Genomic DNA, 12,187 nt, shown 5'->3' with positions numbered 1-12,187 from the left:
ACCGGTTCGACCGCACCGGCCTCACCCGCGCCGACGTCTACTCGATCGACACCCCGCCGCCCACCCCGCACGGAGCCGAGCCCGCCGAGGGCTCCGCGTTCGGCCGGGGCGTGTCCCCGTCGCCGCGCTTCCCCGAGATCGAGGAGCGCGTGCTCGCGTACTGGAAGGCGGACGACACCTTCCAGGAGTCGATCCGGCAGCGCGAGGGAGCGCCGGAGTGGGTCTTCTACGACGGCCCGCCGTTCGCCAACGGCCTGCCGCACTACGGGCACCTCCTCACCGGCTACGCCAAGGACGTCTTCCCCCGCTTCGAGACGATGCGCGGACGCCAGGTGCACCGCCGCTTCGGCTGGGACACCCACGGCCTGCCCGCCGAGCTCGAGGCGGAGCGGCAGCTCGGCATCACCGACAAGTCCCAGATCGAGGAGATGGGCGTCGCGGCCTTCAACGCCGCCGCGAAGGAGTCGGTGCTGCGCTACACCGGGGAGTGGCAGGACTACGTCACCCGCCAGGCGCGCTGGGTCGACTTCGACGACGACTACAAGACGCTCGACCCCACCTTCATGGAGTCGGTGATCTGGGCGTTCAAGCAGCTCTACGACAAGGGCCTCGCCTACGAGGGCCACCGCGTGCTGCCGTACTGCTGGCGCGACCAGACGCCGCTCTCGAACCACGAGCTGCGGATGGACGACGACGTCTACAAGATGCGGCAGGACCAGACGGTCACCGTCACCTTTCCGCTGGTCGGCGAGACGGCGGAGGCGCTCCAGCTGACGGCGGTCCGCGCTCTCGCGTGGACGACGACGCCGTGGACGCTGCCGACGAACCTCGCGCTCGCCGTCGGGCCCGACATCGAGTACGCGGTCGTCCCCGCCGGCCCGAACGGCGCGGCCGACGGCAGGGGCGAGCCCGAGGAGCGCGAGCTCTCGGCCGAGTACCTGCTCGCCATCGACCAGGTCGGCGCCTACGCGAAGGACCTCGGCTATCCGGACGCGGAGTCGGCTCTGGCCGCCGTCTCGCGCACCCACCGCGGCTCCGAGCTCGAGGGGATCAGCTACGACCGCCTCTGGGACCACTACGCGGACACCGAGGCCTGGGGCACGCAGAACGCGTGGCGCATCCTCGTCGCCGACTACGTGACCACCAGCGAGGGCACCGGCATCGTGCACCAGGCGCCCGCCTACGGCGAGGACGACCAGAAGGTCTGCGAGGCGGCGGGCATCCCCGTCATCATCTCGGTCGACGACGGCGGCCGCTTCCTGCCGCAGATCAGCGAGGTCGCCGGCCTCCAGGTCTTCGACGCGAACAAGCCCCTCACGCAGCTCCTGCGCGCGGACCACCGGCTGCTCCGCCAGGCGAGCTACGAGCACTCGTACCCGCACTGCTGGCGCTGCCGCAATCCGCTGATCTACAAGGCGGTCTCGAGCTGGTTCGTCCGCGTCACCGCGATCCGCGACCGCATGGAGGAGCTCAACCAGGAGATCACCTGGGTCCCCGAGAACGTCAAGGACGGCCAGTTCGGCAAGTGGCTCTCGGGCGCGCGCGACTGGTCCATCAGCCGCAACCGCTACTTCGGCTCGCCGATCCCGGTATGGAAGAGCGACGACCCGGAGTACCCGCGGATCGACGTCTACGGCTCGCTGGACGAGCTGGAGCGCGACTTCGGCGTGCGCCCGGACGACCTGCACCGGCCGTTCATCGACGAGCTGACCCGCCCGAACCCCGACGACCCGACCGGGCGGTCGACGATGCGCCGGATCAGCGACGTCCTCGACGTCTGGTTCGACTCCGGATCGATGCCCTTCGCCCAGGTGCACTACCCGTTCGAGAACGCCGACTGGTTCGACACCCACAACCCAGCGGACTTCATCGTCGAGTACATCGGGCAGACGCGCGGCTGGTTCTACACGCTGCACGTGCTCTCCACCGCGCTCTTCGACCGCCCGGCGTTCCGCAACGTGGTCAGCCACGGCATCGTGCTGGGCAACGACGGGCAGAAGATGTCCAAGTCGCTGCGCAACTACCCGGACGTGGCCGAGGTCTTCGACCGCGACGGCTCCGACGCCATGCGCTGGTTCCTGATGTCGAGCCCGGTCCTCCGGGGCGGCAACCTCGTCGTGACGGAGGAGGGCATCCGCGAGGGCGTCCGCCAGGTGCTGCTGCCGCTGTGGAGCACCTGGTACTTCTTCTCCCTCTACGCCAACCCCTCGGCGGGCGGCGGCTACGAGGCCACCAGGCGCACCCCCTCCGCGCACGTCCTCAACCGCTACCTGCTGGCCCAGACCCGCGCTCTGGTCGAGACCGTGACCGGCCCCCTCGAGACGCTGGACTCCACGCTCGCGGCCGCCGCGCTCCGCGACTTCAGCGACGTGCTCACGAACTGGTACGTGCGCCGCTCCCGCGACCGCTTCTGGCAGGGCGTCGACGAGGACGGCCGCGGATCGGAGGCGTTCGACACGCTCTACACGGTCCTCGAGACCGTGTGCCGCGTCGCCGCCCCGCTCCTGCCTCTCGTCACGGAGCAGATCTGGCAGGACCTGACCGGCGGCCGCAGCGTCCACCTCACCGACTGGCCGGAGGCGGACGAGTTCCCCGCCGACCCGGCGCTCGTGCACGCGATGGACGCTGTCCGCGGCATCTCGTCCACCGCGCTCTCCCTCCGCAAGCAGGCCGGGCTCCGCGTCCGCCTGCCGCTCGCGCGCCTGACCGTGGTGGTCGCGGACGCCGCCGAGCTCGCGCCGTTCGAGGCGATCCTCCGCGACGAGCTGAACGTGAAGGAGGTGTCGCTGGTGCCGCTGGTCGACTCCAGCGCCGCCGACTACGGCGTCACCTCCCGTCTCGCGGTCAACGCGCGCGCCGCCGGGCCCCGGCTCGGCAAGGGCGTGCAGACCGTGATCAGGGCCGCCAAGGCCGGCGACTGGAGCGAGACGGACGGTGTCGTCACCGCCGGCGGCGTCGAGCTGGTCGAGGGCGAGTACGAGCTCACGCTCGAGGTCGGCGGCTCGGCCGGCGACGACCGCGCCATCGCCCTGCTCCCGCGCGGGGGCTTCGTGCTCCTCGACACGGCGACCACCCCCGAGCTCGAAGCGGAGGGGCTCGCCCGTGACCTCATCCGCGCGGTGCAGGACGCCCGCAAGGCGGCCGGGTTCGAGGTCAGCGACCGGATCGTCCTGGAGGTCGTGCTCGACGAGCCGAGCCTGCAGGCGCTCGAGCCGCACGCGCTCTGGATCGCGGAGGAGACCCTCGCGACCGGATGCGCGTTCACTCCGCTCACCACCGCTCTCGAGGGCGGCGAGGGCGCGATCGCCGTCGGCCCCGCGGGCACCGCCATCATCCGCGTCGAGAAGGTCGAGGCCGCCGATGTCTGATCCGTTCGAGCCGGACGACGCCGACCGCGCGGCCGCCGACGCCGTCTACGCCGCGCTGCTGGAGCGCCTGGGCGAGGCGAGCGTCCGCCCGCGCCTCGCTCCGACCCGGCGCGCCGTCGAGATCCTCGGCGACCCGCAGCGCGCCTACCCGGTGATCCAGATCGCCGGAACCAACGGCAAGACCTCGACCAGCCGGATGATCGAGAGCCTGCTGCGCGCCCACGGGCTGCGGGTGGGCCTGTTCACCAGTCCGCACCTCGAGCGCTTCAACGAGCGCATCGTCATCGACGGAGAGCCGATCTCGGACCGGAGCCTCGCCGACAACTGGCAGGACGTCGAGCCGTACCTGCGGATGACCGACGCCGAGCTGGCCGAGCAGGGCGAGGCGCCGCTGTCCTTCTTCGAGGCGATCACCGTCCTGGCCTACGCGGCCTTCGCCGACGCGCCGGTCGATGTGGCCGTCGTCGAGGTGGGGATGGGCGGCGAGTGGGACTCGACGAACGTCGCCGACGCGCAGGTCGCCGTCTTCACGCCGATCGCCCTCGACCACACCGACCGCCTCGGCTCGACGATCGAGGAGATCGCGCGCACCAAGTCGGGCATCGTCAAGCCGCTCGCATCGGTGGTCTCCGCGAGGCAGGTCCCGGAGGCGGAGGCGGTGCTGCGGCACGCGGCCGAGGCCACCGAGTCGACGATCGTCCTCGAGGGGGCGGAGTTCGACGTCGAGTCGACGACCGTCGCCGTCGGCGGCCAGGTCGTCACCGTCCGGGGACTCGTCACCACGTACGAGCAGCTGCTGCTGCCGTTCTTCGGCGACCACCAGGCCGAGAACGCCGCCGTGGCCGTCGCCGCGGTCGAGACCTTCTTGGGAGGCGGGACGCAGGAGCTCACCGGCGACGTCCTCGACGAGGGCTTCGCCGCCGCGACCTCCCCGGGCCGCCTGCAGCTCGTCGGACTGGCTCCGCGCACCGTCGTCGACGCGGCGCACAACCCGCACGGGGCCGCGTCCCTCGCCGCCGCTCTCGGGCGCTACTTCGACTTCGACCGCGTGACGGCCGTCCTCGGCGTGCTGGCCGAGAAGGACGCCGACGGGATCCTCCGGGAGCTCCGCCCCGTGGTGGACGAGCTGATCGTGACCACGGCGCCGAGCGATCGGGCGATGCCCGCCGAGGAGCTCGCCGCGCTCGCCCGCACCGTGTTCCCGGAGGAGGCGGTCCGCGTCGCCGATGACCCGCTGGGTGCTCTGACGGCCGGCCGCGTCCTCGCGGCGCGCACCGATAAGGGCGCTCTGCTGGTCACGGGCTCGATCACCCTCGTAGGCCGCACGATCAAAGCGGCCCGCGACGAGAACTGGATGGGCGCGTGAGGGCCGGACGCCCGCGGCGCTCGCGGACCGTCCGGGAGAGCCTCGGCTCGATCGTGCTCGGCTTCGAGGCGGTCATCGTCTTCCTCGCCACCCTGGTCGCCTTCGGGCTGAAGGCGGCCGACCCCGTGGTCGTGCTGGTCGGCGGAGCGGTGGTCTGCCTCGCGCTCGTCGCCACTCTGGGCCTGCTGGACCGGCCGGTCGGCTTCCGCATCGGCTGGGTGCTGCAGTTCGTTATCGTGGCCTCGGGCCTGCTGGTCCCGATCATGTACGTGATCGGCGCCGCCTTCGTGGCGCTGTGGACGTACTGCATGGTGACCGGCACCCGCCTCGACGCTCAGACGCGCCGGGCGGCGGAGGCCACCGACCCCACCGAAGGAGACCGCTGAACTATGGCCACTCAGGAGACCCTCGTCCTCGTCAAGCCCGACGGCGTCGCCCGCAACCTCACCGGCGAGATCCTCCGCCGCATCGAGGCGAAGGGCTACTCCCTCGTCGACGTGAAGCTCGTCGAGGCCGACCGGGAGCTGCTCGCCGCCCACTACGCCGAGCACGAGGGCAAGCCCTTCTACGAGCCGCTCGTCGAGTTCATGGAGAGCGGCCCGATCGTCGCCCTGCGCATCGCGGGCGACCGCGTGATCGAGGGCTTCCGCGCCCTCGCCGGCACCACCGACCCGACCACGGCCGCGCCCGGCACCATCCGCGGCGACCTCGGCCGCGACTGGGGCCTCAAAGTCCAGCAGAACCTCGTGCACGGGTCCGACTCCGAGGAGTCGGCCGCGCGCGAGCTCGGCCTCTGGTTCGCCTGAGCCGCTCGGCCGCCTGCCTCTGACGACGTCCGTCAGAGGTAGGCGAGCACGTTCAGCCTCACCTGCGCGATCACCGCGATCAGCAGGTAGCAGAGCAGCGTGATGAACGGGACCCAGCCGTAGGCGGCACCGGCGAAGCGGCGCACCCCGGCGGGGACGGGGAACACGCCCTCACGGAGGTTGCGGAGCGTCACCAGCCAGAAGCCCGGGATGACGACGGCCCAGGTGAGCATGCACCAGGGGCAGAGCGTTCCGAGCGCGAAGACGCTCGTCGCGATGAGCCAGCCCACGAACACCAGGGCCAGCAGGAAGCCGACGTTGAAGGCCGCCCAGAACCACCGGTCGAACCGGGCGCCCGCGAGCAGGCCCAGCCCCACCACGATCGGCGCGATCCAGGCCGCCAGGCCGATGAGAGGGTTCGGGAAGCCGAAGACCGCGCCCTGCACCGAGTTCAGGTTCGCACTGCACTGCACGAGCAGGCTGAAGTCGCAGCCGAGGCCCGCATCCGGGTTCTCGAGAGCGGCGAACTTGTCGTTCGTGAGGGCGAAGGCGGCGGTCCAGCCGATCACGCCGAGGACGATCAGCAGGACGGCGAAGACGACGGGGCGCTGCTGGGTGGGGGCGTCGCGCACCCCGGGATCGCTGGACACCGGGGGATTATGGCACGCGCCGGATCGGCGCCTCTGGGAATGCGTGCGATAATCGGAGCCGTCGGTCCGGGGGACCCCGCATCGACGCGAAGAAGGTTTACCGGGCGAGTACCGGGCCACAGGAGATCGACAGCGTTCCGCGAATGGACGCGCCGGATCTCCGCTCCGCCGGGAGTCGACCGCAGGTCGCACCGCGGAGGAGCGAGTGTCGGATAGTCAGTTCCGAGAGTGCAGCTGCAACCGGAGTCCCGCGCCACGAGCGCGACGGGACCGGGGGAGCGGAAGGATTCGCGGCGGGCCGAGGCCCCTCGCACGAGAGAAGCATCCGGGAAGACGACGCGGCGGACGACCCGGCCGAGGAGTGCACCAGGAATGGTGGAAGACAACAGTACGAGCGGATCCGATCGGGACCGCGACGAGCCCCGCAGCGGGGCCAGGAAGATCAGCCGCCTCTTCGGTGGCCGCCGGGCTACCCGGCGGACCGAGTCGAGCGCGCCAGCGACAGGGGAGACGATCATCGACAGCAACGAGACCGACCAGACCGGAGCCGAGGGCACCGAGCTGCCCGAGACCGGGAGCGCCGCGGAGGCGGCCGAGCCGTCGACGTCGACGGGCGCGGTGTTCTTCAACGCCCTCCCGCAGACTCCGGGCGCCGAGCAGGAGGAGCCGCGACGGCCCGCACTGCCGAGCCCGTCGCTGCTGTTCCAGGCGCCGGTCCTGCCCGACTACGTCGAGCTGGCTCCGCTGCCTCCCCGCGGTGCGCCGCTGGGCGTCCAGGAGGAGCGCGAGAGCCCGGCCGAGGAGCAGGGCTCCGTCCGCCGCCGCTCGCGCCGCCGCAGCGGCGAGAGCGAGAGGTCCGGCTCCGACGACCCCGAGAACACCGTCGTCCGGGTCCGCCAGCCGCGCGAGCAGCGCGAGGCCCGCGAGCCCGAGCTCATCACCGCGCCGCAGCGCATCAAGGGCTCGACCCGCCTCGAGGCCAAGAAGCAGCGCCGCCGCGCCGGCCGCGACGCCGGCCGGCGCCGCACGGTCGTCACCGAGTCCGAGTTCCTCGCCCGCCGGGAGGCCGTCGACCGCGTCATGGTCGTCCGCTCGAAGGAGGACAGCATCCGCATCGGCGTGATCGAGGACGGCGTCCTCGCCGAGCACTACATCGGCCGCTCTCAGGAGGCGTCGCTCATCGGTAACGTCTACCTCGTCCGCGTACATACCGTCCTCCCGAGCATGGAGGCCGCCTTCGTCGACATCGGACGCGGGCGCAACGCCGTGCTCTACTCCGGCGAGGTCGACTGGGACGCCGCGAACAACGCCGGCGGCCCCCGCCGGATCGAGCTCGCGCTCAAGCCCGGCGACCGGGTCCTCGTCCAGGTCACGAAGGACCCCGTCGGCCACAAGGGCGCCCGTCTCACGAGCCAGATCTCGCTCCCCGGCCGCTACCTCGTCTACGTGCCCAACGGTTCGATGAACGGCATCTCGCGGAAGCTCCCGGACACTGAGCGCGCCCGCCTGAAGAAGATCCTCAAGGAGGTGCTGCCCGAGAACGTGGGCGTCATCGTCCGGACCGCGGCCGAGGGCGCCACGGAGGAGCAGCTGACCGTCGACGTCGAGCGCCTGACCGCGCAGTGGACGGCTCTCAGCGCGAAGGCCGCGACCGGGCAGGCTCCCGCTCTCCTGCACAGCGAGCCGGACCTGCTGATCAAGATCGTCCGCGACGTCTTCAACGAGGACTTCGAGAAGATGGTCATCGCCGGCGACGACGCCCGCGAGACCATCGAGCTCTACCTCAGCCAGGTCGCACCCGATCTGCTCGAGCGCGTCGAGGTCTACACGGGTGAGAAGGACGCGTTCGACGAGTTCCGCATCACGGAGCAGATCGAGAAGGCGCTGGAGCGCAAGGTGTGGCTGCCCAGCGGCGGCTCGCTCGTGATCGACCGCACCGAGGCGATGACGGTGGTCGACGTCAACACCGGCAAGTTCGTCGGCTCGGGCGGGAACCTCGAGGAGACGGTCACGAAGAACAACCTGGAGGCGGCCGAGGAGATCGTCCGCCAGCTGCGCCTGCGCGACATCGGCGGCATCATCGTCGTCGACTTCATCGACATGGTGCTCGAGTCCAACCGCGACCTCGTGCTCCGCCGCCTGGTCGAGTGCCTGAGCCGCGACCGGACGAAGCACCAGGTCGCCGAGGTCACCTCGCTCGGCCTCGTGCAGATGACCCGCAAGAAGCTGGGCCTGGGCCTGCTCGAGACCTTCAGTGAGAACTGCGAGATCTGCGCCGGACGCGGCGTCATCGTCCACCACGACCCCGTGCTCAAGCACCGGTTGACCGCCGCTCCGCAGCAGGAGCAGCGCCGCCGGGGCAAGGGCGGCGAGCAGCAGCCCGCCGCCTCCGGGCGCTCGAACGGCGGGCAGAACGGGCAGGGCGCGCCGGCGACCAAGCCGGTCAGCACCCACGCCATCACGGACGACGCGAAGAACGCGCTCGCGCAGATCGCCGCCAGCACCATCCACCCCCAGGCCGTGCGCCAGGCGGCGGAGGAGGCGGCCGCGCTGGTCGAGGACGCCGCCGAGACCGTCGAGGCCATGGCGCCGGAGGAGTCCGCCACGGCACCCGAGGAGCAGCCGTCCGAGCCGAGCCGTCGCGGCGAGCGTCCCGCCCGGGGCGAGCGCCGTCGTCGCAGCCGCGACCGCGAGCCGCGCCAGGAGGCCGCCGAGACGGCGGCCGTCGAGTCGGCTCCCGTCGAGACCCCGGTCGAGAAGGAGATCGAGCCGGCCGCTGCCGCGCCGATCCTCGACATCCCGATCGCGCCGGTCACGCCTCCGCGCCGCGTCCGCAGCGAGGTCGCCGAGCACCTGCTCGACTCCGTGCTCGACGCTCTGCCGGCCCCCAAGCAGCCCGGCCAGGGCCGTGCGAAGAGCCGCCGCGTCACGACGGCCGCGCTCACCGGAGTCGCGGTCATCCCCGAGCAGACCCCGCGCCGCGCCGACCAGTAGCGCGACCCGGTGTCAGGAGGGCCCGGTGCCCGGCGAGAGCCGGCGCCGGGCCCTCTCGGCGTCCCGGTCGCGCCCGCGGACGCGGAGCCCGCTCCGCCTCAGCCGCTCGACCAGCTCCCGCGCGCCGACGGCGACCGCACCCGCGGCGACGAGCTCGTCGATCCGCTCCTCGGGCACGTCGTAGTGGTCCAGGTCGAAGCCGCGCTCAGGCACGCCGAGACGGCGCGCGAAGTCGTGGAGCTCCTCGAGCGAGACGTCGCTCACGAGGTGCGCCCACAGCCGGCCGTGCGCCGGCCAGCGCGCGGCGTCGACGAGGATGGCCATTCCCCGATCGTAGGCGGCGCGCCGTCCGTCCACGCGCCTCCTCCTCGACTATCGTGACGGGGTCGCCGGTCGGGTGGACACGGCTTCGCAGTCGTGTGCGTTTGACCGTGGAGCGCGGATCCCGTACTCTTGACCGTTGGTGTGGCGCGATCCATGTGCTCACGCAGATTTCCGTTGTCGCTCCGCCCCTCACGGGGCGCGGGCCGCGGTGCCGGTTCCCTCGTGTCGTGAGGAGACGGGTACGAACCGGAAGACCGGGGCTCAGCCCCGTCCCTACAAGCCCCGGACGAGGCCTCCGCTCCGTCCAGACGAGAAACAGGTACGAGAAGTGGTTTACGCAGTTGTGCGCGCCGGCGGTCGGCAGGAGAAGGTCGAGGTCGGCACCATCGTGACGATGGACCGCGTCAAGGCCGACGAGAACGGCACCGTGCAGCTTCCTGCCGTGCTGCTCGTCGACGGTGAGTCGATCACCTCGGACGCGGCGACCCTCGCGGGCGTCACCGTCACCGCCGAGGTGCTCGAGGACCTCCGTGGTCCGAAGATCATCATCCAGAAGTTCAAGAACAAGACCGGTTACAAGAAGCGCCAGGGGCACCGTCAGGACCTCACGCGCGTCAAGGTCACTGGCATCAAGTAGTCCTGCAAAGGAATTGAGCTGACCTGCGGAGCGAGCCATCGCCCTGCAGGGCAACAGCACGGGGCTGCGGCCCCCCGGTCTCGAGGAGATGAGAAATGGCACACAAGAAGGGCGCGAGCTCCACTCGCAACGGTCGCGACTCGAACGCGCAGCGTCTCGGCGTCAAGCGCTTCGGCGGCCAGGTCGTGAACGCGGGCGAGATCATCGTCCGCCAGCGCGGCACGCACTTCCACCCCGGCGCGAACGTCGGACGCGGTGGCGACGACACCCTGTTCGCCCTCTCGGCGGGCGCTGTCGAGTTCGGCAGCAAGGGCGGCCGCAAGGTCGTCAACATCGTGGCGGCCGCCCAGTAGGGTCGACCTCCTCGGCCGCACAGGCACAGGACGCAAGGGGCGGGCTTCGGCTCGCCCCTTGCGCGTTTACCGGGGCACAGCCCCCCGGCGCCGGCATCCCGGCGCCGCACGCACTCACGGACGGATTCACACCATGGTCACCTTCGTCGACAACGTCACGCTGCATCTGCGTGCCGGCCACGGCGGCAACGGCTGCGTCTCCGTCCGTCGCGAGAAGTTCAAGCCGCTCGCCGGCCCCGACGGCGGCAACGGCGGGCACGGGGGCGACATCGTCCTCGTCGCCGACCCGCAGACGACGACGCTGCTCGCCTACCACCGCCACCCGCACCGCAGCTCCGAGAACGGCGGTCCCGGCATGGGCGACCACCGCGCGGGCGGGAACGGCGAGCTCATGGAGCTCCCCGTCCCGGTCGGCACGGTCGTCAAGTCGCCGGACGGCGACCAGCTGATCGACATGGACGAGCCCGGCCTCCGGTTCGTCATCGCTCCGGGCGGGCAGGGCGGGCTCGGCAACGCCTCGCTCGCCACCACGAAGCGCAAGGCGCCCGGCTTCGCGCTGCTCGGCACGCCGGGCTGGGAGGGCGACGTCGTCCTCGAGCTGAAGACCGTCGCGGACGTCGCGCTCGTCGGATTCCCCTCGGCGGGCAAGTCGAGCCTCGTCGCGGCGATCTCGGCGGCCAAGCCGAAGATCGCGGACTACCCGTTCACGACCCTCGCGCCCAACCTCGGCGTCGTGCAGGCGGGGGAGTCGCGCTTCACCGTCGCCGACGTGCCCGGTCTCATCGAGGGCGCGAGCGAGGGCAAGGGCCTGGGCCTGGAGTTCCTCCGCCACGTCGAGCGCTGCACCGCGCTCGTCCACGTGCTCGACTGCGCCACGCTCGAGCCCGGCCGCGACCCGCTGACCGACCTCGACATCATCCTCGGGGAGCTGGCGGCGTACCCCGTTGGCGACGGACAGGTGCCGCTGATCGAGCGGCCGCAGCTGATCGCGCTCAACAAGGTCGACGTGCCCGAGGCCCAGGAACTGGCCGACTTCGTCCGGGCCGACCTCGAGGGCCGCGGCTACCGCGTGTTCGAGATCTCGACGGTCAGCCACTCGGGACTCCGCCAGCTGACGTTCGCCCTCGCCGAGATCGTCGAGAAGCACCGCCTCGAGCTCGCCGCCGTGCCGCGGGTGGAGCGCATCACCATCCGCCCCCGCGCCGTGGACGAGAAGGACTTCGAGATCCGGGTCGAGGGCGGCTCGTACGGCAACGTGTACCGGGTCCTGGGCACCAAGCCCGTGCGCTGGGTCGCGCAGACCGACTTCACGAACGACGAGGCCGTCGGCTTCCTCGCCGACCGCCTGGCCAAGCTCGGAGTCGAGAACGGCCTCTTCTCGGCCGGAGCGGTCGCCGGCTCCACCGTCGTCATCGGCCCCGGCGACGGCGTCGTCTTCGACTGGGAGCCGACCCTCACCTCGACGGCCGAGCTCATCACCGCGCCCCGCGGAACGGACCTCCGCCTCGAGGACAACCGGCGCAAGACCCGCAACGAGCGTCGCGAGGACTACTTCGAGCGGATGGACGCCAAGGCCGAGGCCCGCGCGGAGCTCGAGCGCGAGCGCCAGGGTGGCGTCTGGCGCGTCGCCGACGAGGGCGACGGCACGGAGGCCGTCGAGGAGAGCTGACTCCCGCCGCCGGGGTCGTC

The 12,187-nt window shown here is 71.6% G+C and carries 10 protein-coding genes; 8 read left to right on the top strand and 2 right to left on the bottom strand.

Translation table 11 applies throughout. The features are described from left to right. The first annotated feature begins 110 nt into the window (after positions 1-110). The 4 genes from ileS to ndk are packed head-to-tail and all read left to right on the top strand — an operon-like array spanning position 111 to position 5,540. Positions 111-3,368 (top strand): isoleucine--tRNA ligase, encoded by a 3,258-nt coding sequence (gene ileS / locus C5D04_RS09090; protein ID WP_258068877.1) that lies wholly within the window; start codon positions 111-113, stop codon positions 3,366-3,368. Next, entirely contained in the window at positions 3,361-4,734 is a 1,374-nt protein-coding gene (locus C5D04_RS09085) for a folylpolyglutamate synthase/dihydrofolate synthase family protein (RefSeq protein WP_104347593.1), read from the top strand. Before ileS ends, C5D04_RS09085 begins: the two co-directional genes overlap by 8 nt. Continuing rightward, positions 4,731-5,120, top strand: a complete 390-nt coding sequence (locus tag C5D04_RS09080) for a DUF4233 domain-containing protein (protein WP_258068873.1) — start codon at positions 4,731-4,733, stop codon at positions 5,118-5,120. The genes C5D04_RS09085 and C5D04_RS09080 overlap by 4 nt, the downstream gene beginning before the upstream one ends. Before the next feature lie 3 nt (positions 5,121-5,123). Further along, positions 5,124-5,540 (top strand): nucleoside-diphosphate kinase, encoded by a 417-nt coding sequence (ndk, locus tag C5D04_RS09075; protein WP_104223686.1) that lies wholly within the window; start codon positions 5,124-5,126, stop codon positions 5,538-5,540. A 32-nt stretch (positions 5,541-5,572) separates the two neighbouring features. On the opposite strand, the gene C5D04_RS09070 is transcribed toward ndk, so the two are convergent. After that, on the bottom strand, positions 5,573-6,190 hold the full coding sequence (locus C5D04_RS09070) for a vitamin K epoxide reductase family protein (RefSeq protein WP_258065401.1): 618 nt from the start codon (positions 6,188-6,190) through the stop codon (positions 5,573-5,575). Positions 6,191-6,562: 372 nt separating this feature from the next. On the opposite strand from C5D04_RS09070, the gene C5D04_RS09065 reads away from it, so the two are divergent. After that, complete coding sequence (locus tag C5D04_RS09065) at positions 6,563-9,184, top strand: Rne/Rng family ribonuclease (protein ID WP_104347610.1); 2,622 nt, start codon at positions 6,563-6,565, stop codon at positions 9,182-9,184. 12 nt (positions 9,185-9,196) lie between these two features. Here the strand turns inward: C5D04_RS09065 and C5D04_RS09060 are convergent, their stop codons facing one another. Then, complete coding sequence (locus C5D04_RS09060) at positions 9,197-9,508, bottom strand: DUF4031 domain-containing protein (RefSeq protein WP_104347596.1); 312 nt, start codon at positions 9,506-9,508, stop codon at positions 9,197-9,199. A gap of 328 nt (positions 9,509-9,836) precedes the next feature. Between C5D04_RS09060 and rplU the strand changes: the two genes are divergently transcribed. The 3 genes from rplU (at position 9,837) to obgE (ending at position 12,167) form a co-directional block, all read left to right on the top strand. Continuing rightward, complete coding sequence (rplU, locus tag C5D04_RS09055; protein WP_104223682.1) at positions 9,837-10,145, top strand: 50S ribosomal protein L21; 309 nt, start codon at positions 9,837-9,839, stop codon at positions 10,143-10,145. Between the two features lie 95 nt (positions 10,146-10,240). Then, positions 10,241-10,498 carry a 50S ribosomal protein L27 gene (gene rpmA, locus C5D04_RS09050; RefSeq protein ID WP_068209107.1) on the top strand — a complete coding sequence of 86 codons (258 nt, stop codon included), beginning with the start codon at positions 10,241-10,243 and terminating at the stop codon, positions 10,496-10,498. Between the two features lie 133 nt (positions 10,499-10,631). After that, positions 10,632-12,167 carry a GTPase ObgE gene (gene obgE, locus C5D04_RS09045; RefSeq protein ID WP_104295482.1) on the top strand — a complete coding sequence of 512 codons (1,536 nt, stop codon included), beginning with the start codon at positions 10,632-10,634 and terminating at the stop codon, positions 12,165-12,167. The last annotated feature ends 20 nt before the right edge of the window (positions 12,168-12,187 follow it).

The sequence above is a fragment of the Rathayibacter sp. AY1D2 genome (assembly GCF_002932695.1).
Taxonomy (GTDB): Bacteria; Actinomycetota; Actinomycetes; order Actinomycetales; family Microbacteriaceae; genus Rathayibacter.
The sequence above is the reverse complement of the archived record's forward strand: the minus strand, read 5'-3'. Positions and strand labels throughout refer to the sequence as shown.